Source organism: Nocardia sp. CS682, assembly GCF_004634405.1.
GTDB classification, from domain to species: Bacteria; Actinomycetota; Actinomycetes; order Mycobacteriales; family Mycobacteriaceae; genus Nocardia; species Nocardia ninae.
The window spans coordinates 2,405,719-2,429,263 of record NZ_CP029710.1; the positions used below are offsets into that span (position 1 = coordinate 2,405,719).

18 protein-coding genes are annotated in these 23,545 nt (G+C 69.0%); 5 read left to right on the forward strand and 13 right to left on the reverse strand.

Features of this window, described 5'->3' with window-relative positions:
• Positions 1–56: 56 nt before the first annotated feature.
• Positions 57–1,160 (forward strand): sorbosone dehydrogenase family protein, encoded by a 1,104-nt coding sequence (locus tag DMB37_RS10775; protein WP_135232576.1) that lies wholly within the window; start codon positions 57–59, stop codon positions 1,158–1,160.
• A 254-nt stretch (positions 1,161–1,414) separates the two neighbouring features.
• On the opposite strand, the gene gatB is transcribed toward DMB37_RS10775, so the two are convergent.
• The 10 genes from gatB to DMB37_RS10825 form a co-directional block, all read right to left on the reverse strand.
• A complete protein-coding gene (gene gatB, locus DMB37_RS10780; RefSeq protein WP_135232577.1) occupies positions 1,415–2,920 on the reverse strand; it encodes an Asp-tRNA(Asn)/Glu-tRNA(Gln) amidotransferase subunit GatB in 1,506 nt (501 codons plus the stop codon).
• 135 nt (positions 2,921–3,055) lie between these two features.
• The gene (locus tag DMB37_RS10785; protein ID WP_135232578.1) at positions 3,056–4,441 is read right to left on the reverse strand and encodes a S9 family peptidase; all 1,386 of its coding nucleotides are present in this window, start codon (positions 4,439–4,441) and stop codon (positions 3,056–3,058) included.
• The gene (locus DMB37_RS10790; protein ID WP_135232579.1) at positions 4,423–5,595 is read right to left on the reverse strand and encodes an MAB_1171c family putative transporter; all 1,173 of its coding nucleotides are present in this window, start codon (positions 5,593–5,595) and stop codon (positions 4,423–4,425) included. Before DMB37_RS10790 ends, DMB37_RS10785 begins: the two co-directional genes overlap by 19 nt.
• A gap of 79 nt (positions 5,596–5,674) precedes the next feature.
• Positions 5,675–6,118 (reverse strand): hypothetical protein, encoded by a 444-nt coding sequence (locus DMB37_RS10795; protein ID WP_135232580.1) that lies wholly within the window; start codon positions 6,116–6,118, stop codon positions 5,675–5,677.
• Between the two features lie 77 nt (positions 6,119–6,195).
• Positions 6,196–7,230, reverse strand: a complete 1,035-nt coding sequence (locus DMB37_RS10800) for an ATP-dependent 6-phosphofructokinase (protein ID WP_135232581.1) — start codon at positions 7,228–7,230, stop codon at positions 6,196–6,198.
• A gap of 104 nt (positions 7,231–7,334) precedes the next feature.
• Complete coding sequence (locus DMB37_RS10805) at positions 7,335–8,882, reverse strand: serine/threonine protein kinase (protein ID WP_206055227.1); 1,548 nt, start codon at positions 8,880–8,882, stop codon at positions 7,335–7,337.
• A 109-nt stretch (positions 8,883–8,991) separates the two neighbouring features.
• A complete protein-coding gene (locus DMB37_RS10810) occupies positions 8,992–9,819 on the reverse strand; it encodes a hypothetical protein (RefSeq protein WP_135232582.1) in 828 nt (275 codons plus the stop codon).
• A 52-nt stretch (positions 9,820–9,871) separates the two neighbouring features.
• Entirely contained in the window at positions 9,872–12,616 is a 2,745-nt protein-coding gene (locus tag DMB37_RS40965; protein ID WP_206055228.1) for a protein kinase, read from the reverse strand.
• A 43-nt stretch (positions 12,617–12,659) separates the two neighbouring features.
• Positions 12,660–13,355, reverse strand: a complete 696-nt coding sequence (locus DMB37_RS10820; RefSeq protein WP_135232583.1) for a response regulator transcription factor — start codon at positions 13,353–13,355, stop codon at positions 12,660–12,662.
• A gap of 55 nt (positions 13,356–13,410) precedes the next feature.
• Positions 13,411–14,739: a sensor histidine kinase gene (locus DMB37_RS10825; RefSeq protein WP_135232584.1), complete on the reverse strand. Its 1,329-nt coding sequence runs from the start codon at positions 14,737–14,739 to the stop codon at positions 13,411–13,413.
• Positions 14,740–14,896: 157 nt separating this feature from the next.
• Between DMB37_RS10825 and DMB37_RS10830 the strand changes: the two genes are divergently transcribed.
• Genes DMB37_RS10830 through DMB37_RS10840 form a run of 3 tightly spaced genes read left to right on the forward strand, consistent with a single transcriptional unit; the run spans position 14,897 to position 18,459 of the window.
• Complete coding sequence (locus tag DMB37_RS10830; RefSeq protein ID WP_135232585.1) at positions 14,897–15,217, forward strand: hypothetical protein; 321 nt, start codon at positions 14,897–14,899, stop codon at positions 15,215–15,217.
• Between the two features lie 45 nt (positions 15,218–15,262).
• The gene (locus DMB37_RS10835; RefSeq protein WP_135232586.1) at positions 15,263–15,970 is read left to right on the forward strand and encodes an ABC transporter ATP-binding protein; all 708 of its coding nucleotides are present in this window, start codon (positions 15,263–15,265) and stop codon (positions 15,968–15,970) included.
• Positions 15,967–18,459: an FtsX-like permease family protein gene (locus DMB37_RS10840; RefSeq protein WP_135232587.1), complete on the forward strand. Its 2,493-nt coding sequence runs from the start codon at positions 15,967–15,969 to the stop codon at positions 18,457–18,459. The genes DMB37_RS10835 and DMB37_RS10840 overlap by 4 nt, the downstream gene beginning before the upstream one ends.
• Positions 18,460–18,469: 10 nt before the next feature.
• Here the strand turns inward: DMB37_RS10840 and DMB37_RS10845 are convergent, their stop codons facing one another.
• Positions 18,470–20,362, reverse strand: a complete 1,893-nt coding sequence (locus DMB37_RS10845; protein ID WP_240772327.1) for a serine/threonine-protein kinase — start codon at positions 20,360–20,362, stop codon at positions 18,470–18,472.
• 274 nt (positions 20,363–20,636) lie between these two features.
• Here DMB37_RS10845 and DMB37_RS10850 point away from each other — a divergent pair, with 274 nt between their 5' ends.
• The gene (locus DMB37_RS10850) at positions 20,637–21,536 is read left to right on the forward strand and encodes a hypothetical protein (protein WP_240772328.1); all 900 of its coding nucleotides are present in this window, start codon (positions 20,637–20,639) and stop codon (positions 21,534–21,536) included.
• A gap of 4 nt (positions 21,537–21,540) precedes the next feature.
• On the opposite strand, the gene DMB37_RS10855 is transcribed toward DMB37_RS10850, so the two are convergent.
• On the reverse strand, positions 21,541–22,206 hold the full coding sequence (locus DMB37_RS10855; RefSeq protein ID WP_135232589.1) for a response regulator transcription factor: 666 nt from the start codon (positions 22,204–22,206) through the stop codon (positions 21,541–21,543).
• A gap of 42 nt (positions 22,207–22,248) precedes the next feature.
• Positions 22,249–23,460, reverse strand: coding sequence for a sensor histidine kinase (locus DMB37_RS10860; protein WP_240772329.1), 1,212 nt, complete (start codon positions 23,458–23,460; stop codon positions 22,249–22,251).
• Positions 23,461–23,545: the final 85 nt, after the last annotated feature.

Below are 23,545 nucleotides of genomic sequence, written 5' to 3' on the forward strand. Positions count from 1 at the left end.
GGGCGCACCGGACCCGGGAGCGGCGGTGTCGGACGGTTTTCCGTAACGTCTGAGCTATGAGGTTGGTTGTCGTGGGTCGCGTTGCGGCGAGCGTGGTGCTCGGGTCCGTGCTGGTGTCCGGCTGCGCGCGGTTCGATGATTCGGCGTCGAGCCCGTTCACGCCGGAGCCGACGCTGCACGGTGCGAACATCGACCCGAAGAAACCGGGACAAGAGCAGACGTCGACCACCCGGCCCAGCGGGCCGTGCATCGACCCGGATCCCGCGGTGGTGGCCACCTGTCTGGACACCACGGGTGGACTGGTCGCGCTCGGCGACGGCGCGCTGGTCGCCGAGCGGCGCACCGGGCGCATCCTGAAGGTCGCGCCGGAAACGCCGCCGAGCGAGTACGCGCGGGTGGAGGTGGACGGCTCCGGCGACGGCGGTCTCAGCGACCTCGCGCTCTCCCCGACGTTCCGGGAAGACGGCCTGATCTACGCCTACATCACCACGCCCAGCGACAACCGGGTGGTCCGCATCGCCCAGGGCGGCGGCCCGCCGAAGGACATCCTGACCGGAATCCCCAAGGGCGCCACCGGAAACCACGGCGCCATCGACTTCGTCACGCCCACCCAGATGCTGGTGCTGACCGGCGACGCGGGCAACCCCGACGCCGCGAACTCGCCGTCCTCGCTAGCGGGCAAGCTGCTGCGGGTCAACTCCCCCGCGCCGGGCGCCGCCGCGGAGATCGCGGTGTCCGGCATCGGCGTCGCCGGCGATATCTGCCGGGACAGCAAGGACAGCGTCTGGATCACCGATCGCACCCCCGTCGAGGACCGGTTGCAGCGGCTCGGCGGCGACGGCGCGGTCACCACGGCGTGGACCTGGCCCGACCGCCCCGGCGTCGCGGGCTGCGCCGCCGCGACCGACGGCGTCGCGATCGCGCTGACCAAGGCAAAGGCCCTCGCCATCGCGGCGGCCGACGCCAACACCCACGAGGTCACCTCGGCACCGACCCTGATCGCGCAGGACAAGTACGGACAGCTCGGCGGCGCCACGGTCGGCGCGGACGGCGCCATCTGGGTGGGCACCGTCAACAAGACCGACGGCCAGCCGGGGCCGAATGACGATCGGGTAGTACGCATTCCGCCGCCGCAGGCCGGTGGGAACGGACCGGACTAGACTCCGGCGAACGATAAAGGGCCGACTCCGGTGGAGTCGGCCCTTTACGTTACGAAGGTGGTTGCGCCCGAACAGGTTCGGCGGATAACCCGATCTCGTGCAACGGACGCAGACGAGAGTCAGCAGCGCCCGACGACAGCCCAACCTTCGCGAGGCAACTCAACCCAGTCGGCAGTCCACATCGCATCGAACTGCTTACCGGATGGCGCGACCGACCTCGTCAATGCCTGCAACCTGTGGCAGGCCAGCAGGTTTCAGCTGCAGGCCGCCAGCACGAGCTCCCGCACGCGCGCCGCATCGGCTTGCCCGCGAGTCGCTTTCATCACGTCGCCGACGATCTTGCCCGCGGCCTGGACCTTGCCGGCGCGGATCTTCTCGGCGATATCCGGGTTCGCGGCGAGCGCCTTCTCCACCTCGGCCTGCAAAGCGCTGTCGTCGCTGACCATGCCGAGCCCCTTGGAATCGACGATCTGGGCGGGCTCGCCCTCGCCGGCCAGCACGAAATCGACGACCTGCTTGGCCACCTTGTTGTTCACCGTCTTGGCCTCGACCAGGTTGATCACCTCGGCGACCTGGGCCGGGGTGATCGGCAGGTCCTCCAGCGCGACCTCGCGCTCCTTGGCCTTCTCGGTCAGGTAGGCGACCCACCAGGAGCGCGCCTCGTTGGCGGGGGCGCCCGCGTCGACGGTGGCGATGATGAGGTCGAGCGCGCCCGCGTTGACGAGGTCGCGCATCACCTCGTCGGACAGGCCCCAGTCGGACTGGATGCGGGACCGGCGCAGCCACGGGTACTCCGGGATGGTGCCGCGCAGCTGCTCCACCCATTCCGCCTCGGGCGCAACGGGTTCCAGGTCGGGCTCGGGGAAGTAGCGGTAGTCCTCGGAGGTTTCCTTGACCCGGCCCGGGGAGGTGGTGCCGTCGGTCTCGTGGAAGTGCCTGGTCTCCTGCACGATGGTGCCGCCACCGGCCAGCACGGCGGCCTGGCGGCGCATCTCGAAGCGGACGGCGACCTCGACGCTGCGCAGCGAGTTCACGTTCTTGGTCTCGGTGCGGGTGCCGAATTCCTTGGCGCCGATCGGCATCAGCGACACGTTGGCGTCGCAGCGCAGCGAACCCTGCTCCATCTTCACGTCGGAGACGTCGAGCGACCGGAGCACCTCGCGCAGCGCGGTGACGTACGCGCGGGCCACCTCGGGCGCGCGCTCCCCCGCGCCGGTGATCGGCTTGGTGACGATCTCGACCAGCGGCACACCGGCCCGGTTGTAGTCGAGCAGCGAGTGGCTGGCGCCGTGGATGCGACCGGTCGCGCCGCCGACATGGGTCGACTTGCCGGTGTCTTCTTCCATGTGCGCGCGCTCGATCTCCACCCGGAAGGTGCTGCCGTCGTCGAGCAGCACATCGAGGTAGCCCTCGGTGGCGATGGGCTCGTCGTACTGGCTGATCTGGTAGTTCTTCGGCTGGTCCGGGTAGAAGTAGTTCTTGCGCGCGAACCGGCCCCACGGGGTGATCGAACAGTTCAGCGCGAGCCCGATGCGGATCGCCGACTCGACGGCCTTCTCATTTACCACCGGCAGCGAACCGGGCAGACCGAGGCACACCGGGCACACCTGGGTGTTCGGGCCTGCACCGAATTCGGTCGGGCACCCGCAGAACATCTTGGTCGCGGTGGACAGCTCGACGTGGACCTCCATGCCAAGCACCGGCTCGAACCGGGCGATGACATCGGAGTAATCCATCAAGTCGAGTGTGGGTGTGCTCATGGCTGCGCCTCGCTGACGCTCGGCTCCGCCATGACCCCACAGGTGGCTGTGCCTGATTTTCGCTCGCTGCGCTCGCTCATGCGGAACATTCTATGTAAGCCCTCGGACTAGAACGCACGGGCTCACATCCCACTCCTACTTCGGTTGGACCCGCTGGGTCAGCCAGCCGGTGACATAGGTGAGCACCTCCGGCGAGACAGTCGTCTCGATCTCGCTGTACTCGTCGGGCCGCCCTGTCTCGGTGGGTTGCATGAGGTGATTCAGACCGGGGAATACATGGACGGTCGCATCAGGATTGGCGGCGAGGGCGGCGCGCATCGCAGGCTCGCTCTGGCCGGGCGGCACCTGCAGGTCCTTTTCGCCGAAGAACGCGAGCACCGGAACGCGCAGCGCCGACAACGCCGGGGCCGGATCGTAGGCGACCAGAGCGGCCAGGTATGGCGTGATCCCGGCGGTGACCTGGGATTCCGGTGCCCGCTGGTCGGCGGGCTTGGCCTCGTTCTGCTTGCGCACCAAGTCCTTTGCCCCCGCCAGGTCACCCGCTTTCAACAGTGCCGCCAGCTCGGCGGTTTCCCGGACCTGTTTGTCGACGGCGTCGGCGGGGGCGCCGGTGGCGGTGGTGATCAGCCGGGTTTGCTCGACGAGCACGTCGGCACCCGAGACGCCCGGTCCGGCCATCAGGATGAGGAAGGCGACACCGCTGTCGGGCCGCGCGGCGACCATCGGCGCGAGGTAGCCGCCTTCGCTGTGCCCGAACAAGCCGACGCGGGCCGGGTCGATGTCCGGGCGACCACGCAGGAAGCCGACGCCGGCCGCGGCGTCATTGGACAGGTCGGTGTAGTTCGCGTCGTCCAGCTTGCCGCCGGTGCCGCCGACGCCGCGGTCGTCGACCCGGAGGACGGCGTATCCCGCCCTGGTCAACGTGTCCGCGATCAGCAGGAAAGGCTTGTGGCCGAGCAGTTCTTCGTCGCGGTCCTGTGGTCCGCTGCCGGTGATCAACAGGACCGCGGGGAACGGCCCGGTGCCCTCGGGCTTGGTCAGGGTGCCCGCGATGGTGAGGTCACCGTTGCGGTAGGTGACGTCCTCGGCCCGGTACGGGAACGGCGGCTTCGGCTCCTGCGGGCGGACCGGTGGTGGCAGTTTGCCGCGCTGCAGCACGAGCCGGAACGTCTCGCCGCCCTGCAGGAAATCGCCGGTGATCTGGTCGGGGCCTTGTTCGTATTCGCCGCGGAACTTCGGGTCGCCCGGGACATCGGCGATCGCGAAGGACACCCCGTTCCGGTCGGTCTTCACGTCCTTCAGCTCCACCGACTTGACCCCTTGCGTCGGGATGTCGATGGTGGCCGTGCCCTTGTCGGTGAACGTCACGCCGATCTGGGTCGGTCGCCCCGGCACCTCGATCGCACCGTGCCAGTCGCCGGTCGTCGGCTCGGGCGGATTCGAGTCCGATCCCGACGTGCAGCCCGCAACCAGCATCCCAATGACGAACAGTGCCAACGCGATCAGTCGCCCAGTGCGCATGTCCCAACAGTACCGATCCCCGGTGACACCTTCGGCGTGGCGCGGGCGGACGACCAGACCCGCGCCAAGTCCAGCAGCTGGCGGAGTTCGGTGTCGAAATCCTGCGCGGGCGGAAAGGGTTGCTGCACAAGACCTGTGTTGGACGGCGGAACTCCGGCCCGCCGGGCACCGGCCGCCTGCGCGAGGCGGTGCGCATAGTCCCTCAGCTGTGGCTCTGACACATCCTGGTGAGTCGCCGCGGACCCGGTATGCGCGGGAGGCAGGTAAGGCCCGAGATGCAGTAACGCGTCGCGTATCTCGACAGTCATCCGTAAGAGACGGGCAGTCGTGTCACGCCGGGTCAGCCCGTCGCCGGCGGGAAACATCACGATCTCCGGCACGGCCGCGGTGACGTCGCGCCACAGCGGACGCAAGCGGCGGCAGATCCGTCCGTCACGGTCCAGACCCGCGTATTCCAGCAGATGCCCGACCACCGGGCCTGCGACGAGTGTGGTGGCGAGAACAGCGGCGAAGGTGAAGGCGATCTCCGTCCGGCCGACCGGTGGATATCCGAGGTCCCACCCGAGGACCATCTCGCCGGCCATGAGCACCAGCGCCACGTAGGTGGGCACGTAGGCCAGCAACATCAGCGAACCAACCACTTTCGCCAGCGGTTTCCGGTTGTCCATCCGGAGTTCTCGGATAGCCAGCCGGGTCTGCACCAGCGTCGTCGCCGCCAGGGGAACCCCCTGTGCGGCCCAGACGACGAGCCCACCCCAGTTCGGGTTCGGGTCGGGCAGTTGTTCGGCACGTCCGGCGGCCGGTCCGGCGATCAGTGTCAGCACCGCCGCGACCACGCCGACCGCACTGTAGATCCGCTGACGCCGCCAAGTCACGGCCGGGTCGGCACCGGGTTCCCACAACCGGGCGAGACCGTAGAGGTGCATGACGAACATGACGATGCAGCCCAGCGCGAGCTGGTTCGCCACACTGCTGATGCTCGTGGTCTGCGTGCAGCGAAACAACACCAAGCCGCTCAAACCCCACAGGAACGAACGATTGACCAGCTGGTCGGCGATCGTGTTCCTGGTGAAGAGCAGCCTGCCCGCGCCGACGACGGCGACGTACCCGATCACCGGCCACGCGATGAGCCCGGAGAGCGGCGATATCAACACTGCCCCCTACTGACCGACCAGTCCGTCGGGGGCGGAGTTTACCTACTGGTTCCGTACGGAGTCGACCGTCCGGAACGCGCTATTCCCCGCGCGCGTAGCGGACCGAGGCGGCGACGGCGTCCATGTCGAGGTTCAGGCTCGGGTCGCGATCTTGGGCCTCGCGGAATTCGAGCATGACGTCGTCGAATGTGCTGCGGCGGGCGGAGGTGATCAGCGACTGGCGGACGTAGTCGCTGAGCGGCAGGCCGGTGGCGTAGGCGCGGCGACCGAAGATGCCGAGGGCGTCGGCGGGCAGGTCGTAGATGTCGATGAGGGCGACGGCGGCCGCATCGATCTCCGGGATGAGCTCGCGGCCTTCGGACTCCAGGAACTCCACGACCGTGTCGTCGGCGGTGCGCTTACGGGCCAGCGCGATGAGCTCTTCGCGCACGTAACCCAGCAGCGGGAGTCCGGCGGCGCCTGCCCGACGCCGCAGCACGGCGACGTCGGCGTCCGGCAGGTCGTTCACGTGTAAGTCGGCCATGCCCGCCAGCGTAACCCGGCGGCCCCGGCCGCACCGCCGAGCATCCGCTGATCGGCTGTGTACCTGGCGAATTCGGGTCAGCCGAAGAAGGCCTCGGCCTCGCGATAACGCTCGTCCGGCACCCGCTTGAGCTGCTTGGTGGCCTCGGCCAGCGGCACCAGCTCGATGGTGCTGCCGTGCAACGCCACCATCTGCCCGAACTGACCCGCGTGCACGGCCTCGGCGGCGTGCAGGCCGAATCGAGTGGCCAGCACCCGGTCGTACGGGGTGGGGCTGCCGCCACGCTGCACATGGCCGAGCACCGTGGTGCGGACCTCCTTGCCGATGCGCCGTTCGATCTCCGCGCCGAGCTGCTGGGCGACACCGGTGAACCGTTCGTGCCCGAATTCGTCGATACCGCCCGCCCGCAATGCGAACCCGGAATCCTCGGCGGGATGCGAGCCTTCGGCGACGACGCAGATGAAGTGCTTGTCACCGCGCTGGAAGCGGCGCTTGATCATGGCGCACACCTCGTCCACGTCGAAGGGCACCTCGGGCACCAGGGTCAGGTGTGCGCCCGCCGCCATGCCCGCGTTGATCGCGATCCAGCCCGCGTGCCGCCCCATCACCTCGACCAGCATCACGCGCTGGTGCGACTCCGCGGTGGTGTGCAGCCGGTCGATCGCCTCGCTCGCGATGCTCAGCGCCGTGTCGTGGCCGAAAGTGACGTCGGTGCAGTCGATGTCGTTGTCGATGGTCTTGGGCACGCCGACGACCGGCACCCCTTCGTCGGCCAGCCAGCTGGCCGCGGTGAGCGTGCCCTCGCCGCCGATCGGGATGAGCGCGTCGATGCCGTTGTCGTCCAGGGTCCGTTTGATCCGGCCGAGCCCGGCGCGCAGCACGTCGGGATTGGTGCGGGCGGTGCCGAGGATGGTGCCGCCCTTGGTGAGCAGCCGGTCGGTGCGGTCGTCATTGTGGATCTGAATCTTGCGATCCTCCAATAGACCGCGCCAGCCGTCCTCGAACCCGACGATCGCGTCGCCGTAGCGTCCGTTCGCGGTGCGAACGACAGCACGGATGACCGCGTTCAGTCCGGGGCAGTCTCCGCCTCCGGTCAAGACTCCGATGCGCATGGCCGCTATCTTGCCCCGCCCGGCCCGGTTCGGCAGGCCGACCCCCGGGTTGCTCGGATAACGGTGATCATTCCAGGACAGTGGGCCAACCTCTTTCGCGAAACTCAGTAGATGTAGACGATCGCGTTCTGCCCGCCGGTGCAGGTGACCAGGCCGTCCAGGGTGACGCATTCCATGGTGAAGTTCTGCCGCAGGGGCGGGCTGAACGCGGTCACCTGGCGGGTGCCCGCGGCGTCGGATCCCTCGCCGTAGGCCTTGCGCAGTTCCTCGGCGAACTCGCACGAGGTGACCTCGGAGCCGATCGCCGAGTAGAGGAAACGGCCGGCCGGCGGGTACTTCGTCTCGCAACCCCTTGCGGTGGCCGGGACCGGGGCGAGCGTCAGCGACGCGGGGCCGGAGCTGAAGGAACCCCGCCCCAGCCAGCCGACGACACCGGTCAGCGCGAGCACGATGATGAGCGCGCCGACCACCGGCAGCCATCTACGCCGTGATCGACGTTTGCGCGGCGTGGCCTCCCTTGCCGGGGTCACCGCGGCTTTCGGGCCGGTATCAACATCGGGGCTCGGCTCCAGGACGCGATGTGGTTCGCGCAGAACGACTTCGCCTCGCGGGCCCGGCCCGCGATTCGGTTCCGGCGGCATGATCCGTCCGGCACCGAGCCGGCCGTTGACCGGCGGCCGCGCGATCGCGTCGGTCGGCACGGCGTTCGCATTGAGCTGTTCGGGACCGACATTCGGAAACACCACCGTCGGCGGCGCTTTCGGCAGCACTGCGCCCATCTGGTCGGTCGGCAACTCGGTGACCGCGACGACCGGCCGACCGGTGAGCGCCGACTTCGCCGCCGACGCCAGCCCGCCCGCGGTCGAGTAACGGTCCGTCGGCCGCTTGGCCATGCCCCGCGCGATCACCTCGTCCAAGGCGGCGGGCACCCCCGCCCGGACCGCACTCGGGCGCGGCGGCGGCATCGAAAGATGCGAGTGGATCAGCACACTCATCGCCTCGGCCCGGAACGGTGTTGTGCCGGTGAGGCATTCGTAGAGCACACAGGCCAGCGAGTAGACGTCGGCGGTGCCGGTGACCGGACCGTTCTCGAAGCGTTCCGGCGAGATGTAGCTGTAGGAACCGACCGCGGCCTCGCCGGTGCCGGTCATGTTGGGATCGTTGGCGGACCTGGCGATGCCGAAATCGGCGAGGTACGCGAAGTCCGAGGCGGTGACGAGGATGTTGGCGGGCTTGACGTCCCGGTGCACCAACCCCTCCGCGTGCGCGGCGTCCAGCGCGGCGGCGATCTGCTCGACGATGCCGATCGCGCGCGCCGGTGTCAGCGGTCCCTCACCGCGCAGCACCGAGCGCAGATCGTGGCCGCGCACCAGCCGCATGTCGATGTAGAGCACGCCGTCGATCTCGCCCCAGTCGTGGATCGGGATGACGTGCGGCTCGGCCACCCGCGCGGCCGCCTGCGATTCCCGGCGGAACCGCTGCTGGAACATCGGATCTTGCGCGAGCTCGGTCGGCAACAGCTTGACCGCGACGACCCGGTCCTTCACCGTGTCGTAGGCCTCATAGACCTCGCCCATGCCCCCGCGGCCCAGCAGCGAGCGCAGCTCGTAAGGACCGAATCGAGTTCCGATTCTGGTCCGCGGTCCGTCCACCCGTCACCTCCACCTCACCTGCGCGACCCGGCGCACTGTAAGCCCGGTGGCCTACATCCGATACGTCGGGATTTTCAGGGGTTGCCGTTACCCGGTCGAACTCGGCTGATCAGGCAGGACAGCGACCGCCGGACAGCTCGTCCAAGTGCTGGGAGATAACGGTGGACAGTTTGTCCAGCATCGTCATCCCGTCGGAGAACGCACCGGAATCCGGCTGTGCCGCGAACGCGATCGCGATCTGTCCCGACGGCGTCGAGATCAAGCCGAACTGCCGGACCAGGTACGCGCCCGAGGCGTCCGGACCCCAGCCACCCTTGAACTCGGCGCCGCTGAACGCGCCGAGGCCCCAGCGCTGGGCCGATTGGACCTGCTCCATCAGGTTGATCACGGTCGCCGACTGCGGCAGGCAGGGCAGTCGCGAGGCGAACCGAACCTGTTCGGCCAGTGACCATTCCGCCTGGCCGAAGGCCGAATGCTCGGACCTGGTTCTGGCTGCGGGCACGGTGGTCTTGCTGTCGCCGCCCTCCCGGAGCACCGACTGAACCGCCTGCGCCGCTTCCTGATTCGTGCCGAGCGATTGCCACAGCGTGTCGGCGGCGGCGTTGTCGGACGCGGTGATGGCGGCCGACACGGCATAGGAGGCATTTCCGGGATTGCGCCGCAGCGCGGCAATGGTCAACGGCACCTTCATGGTCGACCAGGCGGGGCCGGTGGTCCAGTCGCCGAAGCTGACCACCTGGTCACCGCCGACCGGCATGATCGCCAGACCGAGTTTTCCGCGCACCCCGGCCTGTAGTTCCGCGACGCTCGCGGCCAGGGTGCCGGGGACGGTGATGGACAGACCTTTTTGGTCCGCGTGCGACGCGGCCGCGGTAATGCTGGTTTCGTCCGCGTCCGAACGGTCGGCGCCCGACCCGCATCCGGCCACCAGGAACACGGCTAATGCCGCACAGCTCAATGCTTTTCGAACACGAGCCGCGCGGGATCGATCAATATACATACACCACCGCATTTTCGCCGCCACTGCACGTGACGAGCTGGCCTTCACTGAGGCAATTCATCGTGTAGGTCCGGCCGGTCACCGGGCTGGTCGCCACCACGGTGCGCGGTGCGTTCCGTGAGGTGGTGCTCCCTGGGCTTGCCTGGGCGTACGCCCGCCGGACTTCCTCGGCGAACGCGCACGTCGTCGCGGCGGAGCCGGTGGCGGACTTGGTGAACGCACCCGAGCCCGAATCGCCCTGGGTACACGGCTTCGCACTGGCGGGCAGGGGAACCGCCGTGGTCGTCTTGGCCGGGGTGGAGGAGGTGGCCGGCGGTGCCGACGGACTGCCCGGCGCCTGCGGTTGCGGACTGGCCGTCGGCACCGGAGCGCTGGCCTGCTGGTCGGTGGGCTTTGCGACATTGGTGGAGGTGAACACCTGCCAGCCCACCACTCCGACGACCGCCACCACGACGATCACCACCACCGCGATCAGGATGGGCAGCACGATGGATCGGCGCCTGCCGGTCGAGTAGGGCTCTTCCTCCGGGTCGTAGTCGTCGTACTCCGGCGCGTAGCCCTGATCCGGGTACTCGCTACGGCTCGCGTAGTTGCTCTGTGGCGGATAGTCGGCGCGAGCGTGACCGCCCGGCTCGGAAAACCTTGCGGGGTCGTAGTACTCGTCCGGTGCGGAATAGGCTTCCGGCGGCGTGTACCCGCCCGGCGCCGCATAGACCTCGGTGGGCTGGTGATCGGAGGGATAGTCGTCGGCGCCCGGGGGTCGCCCGAAGCCGGGTTCATCGGGGAAGCGCGTCGTCTCGTATTGCTGAGCGGCCGAGTATGCTTGACCGCCGACGAAGGGCTTGTCCTCCGAATATGCCTGCGCCCCAGGGTGTTCCGCATAGGGTGGACCGGGCTCGGCCGAATATGCCTGCGCACCTGGATGCCCTGGATACGGTTGACCCGGACGATCCGAATACGGCTGGTCGCCGGACTGTTCCGAATACGGTCCGTCACCGGCACGATCCGGGTACTGCCGTCTGTCGGGCTCACCCGCGAACGACGGTCCGTCAGGGTAAGCCGAATACGCTTGTCCGCCAGGACGATCCGAGTACGGCGCGCCAGGCTGCTCCGAATACGGTTGCCGCCCAGGCTGACCCGAGTACCCCGGACCCTCGGAGCCATCCGAGAACTGCCGCCCACCCGACTGATCCGAGTACGGCGGTCCCCCGGGTCCATCCGAGTACGGTGACCCCTCAGGCTGCTCCGAGTACGGCGGCCCTCCGGGCCCGTCCGAGTACCTTTGTCCCTCGGCCGGATCTGAAGATGGCGGTCCTCCAGCCGGACCCGAATACGGCTCTGCGCCGAACGGCTCCGAATGATTCCGTCCGGGCTGTTCCGAGTACGGCTGTCCGCCAGACTGATCCGAGTACCGTTGCCCACCGGGCTGCTCGGGGTAAGCCGGTCCCCCGGCAGCCCCCGGATACGGCTGCCCGGACTGATCCGGATACTGCGGCCCCCCACCATGCTCGGAATACGCCTGTCCCCCGGACTCCTCCGAGTACAGATGCGCATCCGGGAACGGCCGCACCGGCGGCAGACCCTGATCGGGTGTCCACCGCGGCGTCGGCCCGAGCGGCGGCGCAGGTTCCTGCGCGGACGACAGTGTCGTGAACTGGATCTCGGTCGGCCGCACCACGGTCGGCGCGCTGGGCAGGATCACGGCGGAGATCTCCCCCGTCGACTCCGGCGGCACCCCGCCCGCGCCGGGCGCGCGAACCACCAGCATCGGACCGGTCGGCGGCGGCACGTTGGGCGCCCCGATCGGCGGCGACACATTCGGCGCACCCGCCGAATTCGCCCCCGCCGCCGGTGCGCTCGCCTGCGGCACGCCGGTCGAGGGCGCACTGCTGAGCGCGGCCCGCGCCGCCAAGGCCATGGCGGACGCGGTCGGCCACCGATCGGCCGGATCCTTGGCCATGCCGCGGCTGATCACCGCGTCGAGTCCGGCCGGGATGCCCGCCTGCTGCGAGCTCGGCCGCGGCGGCGTCTCGGAAAGATGCGACCGGATCAGCACGTTCATGCTGGCGGCCGGGAAAGGCGAAGCCCCCGTCAGGCACTCGTGCAGCACGCAGGACAGCGAATAGATGTCGGCCCGGCCGGTCACCTGGGCGACGTCGAATCGTTCCGGCGCCATGTAGATGTAGGAGCCGACGGCCATGCCGACCATCGTGACGGCGCTGTCGCCCTCGGTGTGCGCGATGCCGAAGTCGGCGAGGAACGCGTGATCGGCAGCGGTGACCAGGATGTTGGCCGGTTTGACGTCGCGGTGCACCAGTCCGCCCGCGTGCGCGGCGTCCAGCGCCGAGGCGATCTGTTCGACGATGTTCACCGCGCGAACCGGACTCAGCGGTCCTTCCTTGCGCAGCAGGGTGCGCAGATCGACGCCGGGCACCAACTGCATGTCGATGAACAGCACGCCGTCGATGACGCCCCAGTCGTGGATGGGCACGATGTGTGGCTCGGCGACCCGCGCGGCCGCCTGCGATTCACGCCGGAACCGCACCTGGTACGCGGGGTCACCGGCGAGTTCCTCGTGCAGCAGCTTGACCGCCACCACTCGGTCTTTCACCGTGTCGTAGGCCTCGTAGACCTCGCCCATGCCCCCCTTGCCCAGCAGTGACCGCAATTCGTACGGCCCGAACCGTGTACCGGTTCTGGGCCCAGGTGCCTCCACCCCGTCAATCCTCCACATCCCGGGCCGGATGTGCACGCATAACTCTCGCAACACCGGCCCGTCAAAGAGTGGATTCTCCGGGTGTCACCACCCCGTGGTCAAACGCAAAGACGATCGCGGCGGCCCGATCCCGCAGCTCGAGCTTGCCGAATATGTGTCCGACATGGCTTTTCACGGTCACTTCCGAGATACCCAGTTCGCGGGCGATCTCCGCGTTCACCCGGCCGCGCCCGATCAATTCGAGCACCTCGTACTCGCGCGCTGTGAGATCGGACAACCTCGCGCTCGTGCGTGTCGCGCTCGGCCGCACGGTGCGATAGGCCGACAGCACCCGTTCGGTGACCGACGGGTCGAGCCAGGCGCCACCCCCGGCGACCATCCGCACCGCGCGGATCAGATCCTCGGCGGGCGAATCCTTGAGAATGAACCCGGCCGCGCCCGCGCGCAGCGCACCGGACAGCAGCTGATCATCGTCGAAGGTGGTCAGCACCAGCACCGGCGGTGCTCCGGCGCGCGAGCGCAGCAGGCGGGTGGCGTCGATGCCGCCGACCCGTTTCATCCGCAGATCCATCAGCACCACGTCGGGCCGCGCGGCCGCCACCGCGGCGAGCACCTCATCGCCGTCGGCGCATTCGCTGACGATGAATCCGTCCCGGCGGCGCAGGATCCGGCGCAGTCCGCCGCGAACCAACTCCTGGTCGTCGACCACCAGGACGGTCACCGCGTCCTCGGCGCCCGCGGGTGATGCCGCTGTCACAGAGCCTCCCGTGCGTTGCGGGGAACGCACCCCGGCTGTCTTGTGCGGCGGGTCGTCATCCCGCCTCCCGGCTCGCCGCAGAGCCGCCGAGCGGAATGCCCGATAGCGGGCACGCGCCGCGGACCGGGGCCAGTGGAATGCTTGCGCGGACCGACCAGCCACCGTCGTCCGGGCCCGCGATGATGCGGCCACCGAGCAGTTCGGCCCGCTGCACCATCCCCGACAGGCCCATTCCGGTGCCCCGTTGCGCGGGCAGGCCGGCGGGCAAGGTGTTGTGCACCCTCAGTGCCACCGCGGCCGCGTCCACCGCCACCTGCACGAGCGCGGATCCGCCCGGCGCGTGCTTGACGACATTGGCCAGCGACTCCTGCCCGATCCGATACAGCGCGAGCCCGACCGCGGGCGACACCGCACGCAGGTCCCCGGCGCACACGTAGCGCACGTCCAGTCCCGCTCGGGCGAAGTCGCCGACCAACGCCGCGAGGTCCTCCACGCCCGGTTCCGGGACGTGTTTGGACGGTCGCGCGTCGAGCAGCCCGACGGTGCGCCGAATATCGGCCATGGCCTGACGGCCGAGTTGCTCGGCGTCGGTGAGCGATTCCACCGCCTCGTCGACGTCGCGGTCGGTCTGCAGTGCGTGCCGTGCCGCGGTGAGATGCAGCAGCGTGATGCTCAGCGAGTGCGCGATCACGTCGTGCACCTCGCGGGCGATCCGGCGGCGTTCCTCGTCGGCGGCCTGGGCCGCGCGGATGTCTTGGTAGCCACGCTCCTGATAGAGGAAGCGACGCTGATATTGCAGCAGCACACCGGCCATCCACCCGAACGCGACGCTGACGAGATAGGACGGCAGATTTTCCGACAAGTTCCCGTAAATGTCGAACAGGATGAGTTCGAGCATCATCGCGGCGGCCACCGGCACGCTGATCCACTTGGCCGCGATCGCCGACACCTCACCCGCCGCGGCGACGAGCACGAAAGGTGCGAGATCCGGCGAGACCGGCTGAAGGAGGAACAGCGCCTCGGCCGCCATCGCGAACAGCCCGAGCGTCATCGGCCGTGGCATCACCCCGAGAAACGCGTACATCGGGCCGAATGCGGAGGTCAGCAGCACGGCGAGAATCGGGAGCGCGGTCGGAAAGTAACTGTGCCGCTGGATCGCCGCGCCGATGGCGACGATGACCAACGCCAGATCGACCACGATGATGACCGAGGGCGGATAGTCGAACGGCAGTTCCTCGACCCGGCGCTGGAACGAGGCCACCGGTTGTCTGGCGAACTCGGCGATCCGGTCCCCGCTGCGGCGCAGACCGACGACCACGCGCCGCCACACGCGGGTCACCGGCCTCGGCTCGCCGGCCGGGGCGGAGACGCCGATCACACCCATGCGGTAAGGCTAACCGCCCGGTTACGGCCCGTACATCGTTCCTGGAGCGGGTCGCTTCTCCTACCGTGGGCGGAGATCGATTCGGGTCCGTGGCACGAAGACAGGCGGACCGGCTCGTCCGTAACGTGAGTCGCAGCGTCACAGGGAGGCGAGGCTCATGTCCTGGAAAGATCAGCACGCCCGCACCGAAGTTGTGCACACCGTCCTGGCCCGGGCCGCCGTCGATCCGGGCGATCCGCATCTGTTCACCGGGATACCGGAGCTGGAGCGGCTGTTCGGCGGCGCGGAGGGTCTGCTGCTCGCCCTGCGCTATCGCTGGAACATCCACCTCGACGCGAAGCTGGATCAGGCTATGGCCCAAGGACAGTCGGCCATCGATGCCTATCTGGAGCTGGCCGCCGAGCAGCCGGTGCTGCGCGCCGTCCTCGATGCCCAGTATCGTCGCCGCCAACACGCGCCGACGGCAATGGCGCGCTAGCGCGGCGGACGAATATCTGACCGACCGAACAGAGTGGGGGCAGCGATGCCGGAGCCGGCCATGCTCGAATTGTCCGACGTGAGCAAGCAATACCGAGTCGGCGGGCAGACGGTCCGCGCGCTGGACGCGATCAGCCTGCGCATCGAGCCGGGCGAGTTCACCTCGATCATCGGGCCGTCCGGCTCCGGCAAGAGCACGCTACTGCACCTGCTCGGCGCGCTCGATACTCCCGACGCGGGCTCGATCCTGTTCCAGGGCACCGAGATCGGCGGCATGGACGATGAGCGTCAGTCCGAGTTCCGCCGCCACCGGGTCGGTTTCATCTTCCAGTTCTTCAACCTGCTGCCCACGCTGTCCGCATGGGAGAACGTCGCGGTCCCGAAGCTGCTGGACGGTACCGGGTTACGCAAAGCCAAGCCGCGCGCGCTGGAACTGCTCGACCGCGTCGGGCTGAGCGATCGGGCCAGCCATCGGCCTGCCGAGCTGTCCGGCGGTCAGATGCAGCGGGTCGCGGTGGCCCGGGCGATGATCATGGATCCGCCGTTGATCCTGGCCGACGAGCCCACCGGCAACCTGGATTCCAAGACCGGCGCATCGATCCTGGAGCTGCTCGGCGAGATCGCCGGTTCGGGTAATTCGGTGGTGATGGTGACCCACGACATGGGCGCGGTGACCTATTGCGACCGGGTGATCACGTTGCGCGACGGCAGGATCGGGTCCGACGATACCGCCGAGCGGTCGGTCAGCGCATGATCGGCGCCGCATGGGATCGCTTGCGGCTGTTCAATATCGGGGAACTCCTCGTCCATCGCGGGCGCACCGTCCTTTCCCTCGCGGTGATGGGGGTATCGGCGGGGCTGCTCGTCGCGGTGCTGAGCATCTCCGGCTCGGTCACCGGGTCGGTGGACCGGCTCACGCACAGCCTCGGCGGCCGGGCCGCGCTCGAGGTCACCGGCGTCACCGACGCGGGCTTCGATCAGCAACTGCTGCAACGCGTTGCGGCCACGCCCGGGGTGGACAAGGCGGTGCCGATGGTGCGCGCGCAGATCGGCGCGGGCGCGGACCGGGCCCTGCTGATCGGGGCCGACCAGAATATCGGCGCGCTGGGTGGTGAGCTGGCCGGGCCGATGACGGCGCACGTCGGCAAGCTGCTCACGGTGCCCAACGGCGTCCTCGTCGGTGCCGCCATGGGACATGCGGAGGGCGCGCGGTTCCCGCTGGGTTCCGGAACCGTCACCGTCGCAGGCGTTCTCGACAAGGAGACGTCCGAGCAGCTCAACGGCGGTCATCTCGTCGCCGCACCGCTCGGGCTCGCCCAGCAGATCACCGGGCGGAGCGGCCGATTGGATTCCATTCAAGTCGTTGCGGCGCAGGGCATGTCGGTCGAGACCTTGCGTGCCGAACTCACCGAGGCCGTCGATGGTCGCGCGGTGGTCGCCGACCCGAGCCTGCGCACCGCCCAGGCAGGCGGCGCCGTGCAACTGGTGCGGTACTCCACCATGATGGCTTCGGCTGCGGCGCTGATCGTTTCGGCCTTCCTCATCTACAACGCCATGAGCATGGCGATCGCCCAGCGCAGACCCATGCTCTCGCTGCTGCGGGCCATCGGCGGCAAGCGCGGTCCGATGGTGCGCGATCTGCTCGCGGAGGCCGCGCTGCTCGGTCTGCTCGGCGGCGCCGTCGGGGCGGTGCTCGGTATCTTCATGGGGCGCCTCGCGATCGACCAGTTGCCGGTCGCCATCATGTCGTCGGTGGAGGCGCGCACCGAGTATCTGGTGCCCGGCTACGCGATTCCGGTCGCCATCGCCGCCTGTGTGGTCGCCAGTGTCACCGCCGCCGGGTTGGCCACCCGTCAGGTGTACAAGGTGGAGCCCATCGAGGCGTTGGTGCCGGTCGGTGTCAACAGTGCCGATGCGACGAGCCCGCTGTTGCGCTGGGCCGCGGTCGCCGCGGGTCTCGGGCTGGCCGCGCTGGCGGTCGCGATCGCCGCGGTAGACCTCGGCCGCTACTCGCTCGGCGCCATCTCGACCGCGTTCGTGGCGGCCATCGCGCTCTGTTTCGCCGCGACCGGTCCGCTCGTCCGAGCGGCCGCGGCCATCGCGCGTGCGTTCGGCGCGCCCGGCGCGCTCGGCGCGACCACGCTGGAACGCGCACCGCGCCGGGTGTGGGCGACCGCGATGACCGTGCTGATCGGAGTCGCGGCGACCGTCGCGATGAGCGGGGCGTCGAACAACATGGTGGATTCGGCCACCACCACGTTCGACGACCTGGCCAGGACCGATCTGTACGTCAGCCCCGCCTCGATGGCACAGTTCCCGACCGGCCCGCTGCTGCCCGCCGGGCTGGCCGATCGGATCGCGGCGGTGCCCGGCGTGGCCGAGGTCAGTCCGGCGCAAATGGCTTTCGCCACCCTCGGCAGCGGACGGGTGATGTTGCAGGGCTTTCCGCCCAGCGCACGGCAGACCCGAATGCGGATGCTGGACGACGCGGCCGCCGCCGGGCTGTCCGCCGGTGCGGGCGTGGCGATCTCGCGTGACGTGGCGAAGTCGCTCGGCGTGGACGCCGGCGCCCAGCTGACCCTGCCCACCCCGACCGGCCCACGCACCGTGACTGTGCTGCAAGTGATTCCGTACTTCTCGGCGATCTCCGGCGTGGTCATGCTGGACCTCGACCTGCTGCGCACGTGGTACGAGCGGCCCGGCGAAACGATCGTCGCCGTGAATATCGCGCCCGGCGCGGATCTCGCGGCCGTGCAGGCGGCGATCCGGCGACTGGTACCGCCGGAGATGCATGTGGACACCGGAGCCAACACGGTCACCGCGGCCACCTCCAGCATCGAACAGGGCTCGGCGATGAGCAACGCCATCCTCTGGATCGTGGTGCTGGTAGCGACGGTGGCCCTGCTGAACACGTTGATGCTGTCGGTGCTCGAACGCCGCAGGGAACTCGGCGTGCTGCGGGCCATGGGCACCAGCCGCCAATTCCTGATGCGTTCGGTGCTCGCCGAGGCGGCGGGCATCGGATTGATCGGCGCGGCACTGGGTCTCGTCGTCGGCATCGCCGTGCAGTACCTGGCCACCCTCGCCATGGCGCACGCGCTCACCATCGACGTCGTCTACCAGCCGAGCCCGATGCTGCTGGTCTACGCAACCATCGCGCTCGCGCTCGCACTGCTCGGTTCGATCCCGCCCGCACTGCGGGCGGGACGACTGCCGATCGTGGCGGCGCTGGCGGTCGACTGAATACCGTTCGCTACAGCGGCAATCCGCTGAACCAGGCCTTGAACTTCTGCTGGGTCATGCCGAATCCGGATTCCGGCTGGCTGTCGGTGAGCGTCACCTTGGCGAAGAACAGGTAGTTCGACCGCGTCGGATCGGATTCGAAGCTCACCACCAGGAACCCGTCGGGGAATCCGCTGTCGGTCTTCTGCCACCGATAGGTGGTGTAGGACTTGCCGCCGTTGCGTTCGGTCGCCTTGGTGTTGGACGGTAGGTCGCGCACGGCGGCCTTGGCATCCTCGGGCGTCTTGAAGGCGACCACGATGAAGTCCGGCTCGGCGATCGGCACGCCCCAGCAGTTCCAGCCCGTCTCCCACTTCGGGAAGGCGGGCACGTCGTCGTCGCTGGAGATCTTCTCGCCCGCCTTGGCGGTGTCGAGGAAGCAGGTCTTGTCGTGATAGCCCTTGCCGGTGCCGATTCCGTATTGGGTGTCGACGCCCTGCGGAAGGATCTTCGGGAAGGCCTTGGCGACGAGCGACGGATCGGCGGACGTGTCCGCCGTGGGGGGCTTACCGACGTCCAGCGGGGCCGCCGAGTCCGAATCCATCAGTTTCGCCAGCACGACCCCGGCAATGACGAGCACAACCACGACGATCAGGGCGATCACCGCGATCAGCCCGGTGTTCGAGCGCCGGGCCTGCGGGACCGGGTAGCCCGCGGCGGCTGGGCTGTAACCCATCGGTGGGAAGGCTTGCCCGGCACCGGAATTGGGCGGATAACCACCGCCGGCCTGGCTCGCCGGCGGAAAGGACTGTCCAGCAGCGGAATCAGGCGACGGATAACCGACCGGGGTGTACGGCTGCCCTGCCATGGAGTTCTGCGGCGAGTAACCCGTGCCTGCGGACGGGAACTGCTGCCCGGCAACAGAGCCCGACGTGTACTGCGGCGCGGCGTAGGTCGGGGCCGAGCCGGCGAGCGGCGTTGCGTACGACGGCGGTGCCGCCTGGTACGAACCTTGGCTCGGCGGCTGCGCCAGCACCGTCGGGGCAGGCGGCGCGGTGTACTGCACCGCGGTGGGCAACTGCGGCAGCTGCCCGGCGAGCGCTTGCTTTGCGGCAGTGGCGAAGTCGAGGCACGACGCGAACCGCTGATCGGGACGTTTCGCCATCGCCACCGCGATGACCGCGTCCAACGCGGGCGGCAGACCGGCCCGCAGCGCGGACCCGGACGGCGGCGGTAACTGCAGGTGCCCGCGGATGATGTCGGCCGGGGCGGGCGCGTCGAACGGCGCGACCCCGGTGAGCAACCAGTACAGCGCGCACGCCAGCGAGTACTGGTCGGAGCGGTGATCCAGGTGCGCGCCGGTCATCTGCTCCGGCGAGGCGTAGGCCAGGGTCGCGGTGAACATGCCGGTCTGCGTCAGGTGCGTGGAATCCTCACGCAGCCGGGCGATGCCGAAGTCGGTGAGGAACACCCGCTCGCGGTGCCCGCCGCTGGACCGGGCCAGCATGATGTTGGCCGGCTTCACGTCGCGGTGCAGCACGCCCATGCCGTGCGCGTAGTCCAGTGCCCCGGCGACGCCTTCGATGATCTGTACGGCCCGTTCCGGCGGCAGCTTCTGCGGCGTCACCGTCGCCGCGTCGATGCCGTCGACGTACTGCATGGAGATCCACAGCTGGTCGTCCTCGGTGCCGCGGTCGTACACCGCGACGATATTCGGATGATCGAGCTGGGCGGCCAGGTCGGCTTCCCGCTCGAACCGCGCCCGCACCTCGGTATCGGTGAACAGCTCACGGTTGAGCAGTTTCAGCGCGGTCTGCCGTGGCAGCCTGGGATGGCGGGCCAGATACACCGAGCCCATGCCGCCCTGCCCGAGCAGCTTCTCGATGGTGAATCCGGCGAAAACCTCACCGCTGGTCAGCAACACGTTCCCTTCAGGTCGACCGCGGCCCCCGGATGTCACGTCCGAGCGCGTCACACAGAGCTTGGAGCATAACCGGTAACCCCGTGGCCACGCCGTTTCGAATTCTTACGGGAAATCGGTGAAACTATGGTGGAGACATCATGGTCACGTCAACGATCTATGACGCGTTCATAATGTCCGCACGCCCGGTTACCGATCGGGTCGACCGGATGAGCTAAATTTTGCACCGCCGACTGACAGCGATGACACGCATAGCGGGTGGTGGGGAGGACGCGTGGTGAAGTCGACGGGAACCGGATCTGTGCTGCGCAGATTACTGCGCGGCACCGCCCTGGTCACCCTGCTCGCCTTGACCTCGTGCGCACTGCTCCCCGGCGACCGCGGCCACGACAGCAGGCCCGCTGTGGTCGTCGACACCGCCGGATCCTTCCGGCCCGGCCTCTCGGTGTCCATCCCCGACTCGCTGGCCGCCGACTTCACCCAGCTGCAACCGAGCCTCGGCGGACAGGTCGGCCTGGCGATCATGCCGGTCGGCGGCGGCCGGATGACCATCTTCGGCGACTGGACCAGCGGCATCGCCTGGTCCACCATCAAGGTCCCGCTGGCCATCGCGGCGCTGCGGCACGACTCGGACCGCAGCATCCTCGAAGACGCCGTTGCCGCCATCACCGTCTCCGACAATGATGCGGCCGAGCAACTCTGGCAATCGCTCGGCGACGGTCTGGAGGCCGCCCAGGCGGTGCAGGACGTGATCGACGAGGGCGGCGACTCCACGACCGGGGTGGCCGGGCCGCGAACCAGGTTGGACTACACGGCATTCGGGCAGACCGAGTGGACGCTGGCGAACCAGGTGCGGTTCGCCTCGCGGCTGCCGTGCCTGCCGCGGACGTCCGAGGTGACCGAGCTGATGTCGGAGATCACGCCCGAACAGTCCTGGGGGCTGGGCACTTTGCCGGGTGCCGCGTTCAAAGGGGGCTGGGGTCCCGACGACGACACCGGTATCTACACGGTCCGGCAATTCGGGGTGGTGCCGACGGAGTCGGGGATGGTCGCCGTAGCCCTTGCGGCGCAGGCCGATTCGGGGACCTACGACGACGCTACCGCCATCCTGAGCCGGCTGGCCGTGCTGCTCGGACGGCACCTGAACGAACTGCGCGGCGGCAGCTGCACGCCGTGACCCGTCAGCCGGGCGTGACCAGTCCGGATTCGTAGGCCAGCACCACGGCTTGCGCCCGGTCGCGCAGGTTCAGCTTCGAAAAGACCTTGGAGACGTGCGTTTTCACGGTCTGCTCGGCGACGAACAGCGATTCCGCGATCTCGGTGTTGGACATGCCCTTCGCGATCAGCTCCAGCACCTCCCGCTCACGGGGCGTCAGCGAGGTCAGCGCGGGCGCCGGCTTCGCGCGGGCGGCGGAGCGGCGGCGGGTCACGTCGGCGATGAGCCGCCGGGTGACCGTCGGCGCCAACAAGGCCTGGCCGTCGGCGACCACCCGGACCGCGCGCACGAGCTCTTCGGCGGGCGCGTCCTTGAGCAGAAAGCCGCTCGCCCCGATGCTCAGCGCCTCGTACACGTAGTCGTCGATGTCGAAGGTGGTGAGCATCAGCACCCGCACCGGCGGCTCGAACCCGGCGGCCAGGATGAGCCGCGCGGCGTCCAGTCCGTTCATCTCCGGCATGCGCACGTCCATCAGGACCACGTCGGGGCGCAACCGCTTGGCTTCGGCCACCGCGATCTTCCCGTCCTGCGCGTCCCCCACCACGCTGATGTCGGGCTGGGCCGCGAGCAGCGCACCGAAGCCCTGCCGCACCATTGCCTGATCATCAGCGATCAACACCGTTATTGCCACCGCCCTACCCTAAGGGGAGGTAGTGCTCGACAGCGAGACGGTTCAGTTGGCGGCTTGCTCGACCAGGACCGGGTCCAGTGTGGTGGTCGGGTTGAGCGGAATCCGGGCGTGCACCTCGAAGCCGCCGTCGGGGCGCGGGCCCGCGGTCAGGTCGCCGCCGACGGCGAGTGCCCTGGCCTGCATGCCCGCGATGCCGTGGCCGCCGTTGCCGACCGGGCGCGCGACCGTGGCGGTGGGGCCGTTGCCGACGACAAGCTCCACGAGCGTGCCGACGCGCAGGTGCACCTGGACCGGCGCCTCCGGTGCGTGCCGTGACGCATTCGACAGCGACTCCTGGGTGATCCGGTACAGGGCCAGGCCTGCGCCGTCGGGGACGGTCTCGAGCTCGCCGTCGATCGTCCAGGCGATCCGCACCCCCGCCCGCAGCGCGCCCTCGAACAGGCTCGGCACATCGGTGGCCTTCGGCTGCGGGGTGTGCTCGGGCGCCTGGCCGTCGCTGCGCAGCACGCCGAGCATGCCGCGGATCTCGTTGAGCGCCTCGCGGGCGGTGGCGCCGATCGATTCGAATTCCGCTCGGGCGGCCGGGGTTACGCCCTCCACCCGGTACGGCGCGGTCTGTGCCTGCACCACCACCAGCGACATGTGATGCGCGACCACGTCGTGCAGGTCGCGGGCGATGCGAGCCTTCTCTTCGAGGATCGCCCGGCGGGCCCGCTCGACCTCGTTCTCCTCTTCCTGGCGCACCAACTGTTTGCGTGATTGCACCAGCCACCGCACGAGCAGGCCGAACAGCACCACCGCGCCGAGCGCGATCGGCCAGCCCCACACCGAACTCGCCACTCCGCCCTCGTTCGCCATCGTGGTGCCGAGCAGCAGCGACGTCGCGACCCAGGCGACGCCGATGATCGGCACCGTCGTCCGCACCGCCACAGCAAGCAGCAGTACGAACAGCGAAAGGATGTGCACGACCTGCATCGGCATGTCGTTGTTCGGCTGGTGCGGGATCGCCAGGGCGATGAGCATGCCGGAGCCCGCCGAGATCGCCCAGCCCAGCGCCGGATTGATCCGGACCAGCAGCACCGGGAACGCGGCGAGCGCCGCCATGAACGGCTGCACCGCGGGCGGCACCGCATGGGTGATGTGCAGGGTCGGCCAGGCCACCGTGAAGAAGATGAGGGCGACGACCACGGTGGTGGTGTCGAACCACATCTGGGCGCTCATTTGCCGGACCCAGGCACGGCTCTGCTGCTTCATAGTTACGACCCTAGAAAGTCCAGCGTGCTACCACGTCATACCCCCGGGTGATTTCGCACCCCGTACCCAGGTGGGAGGGCATGAC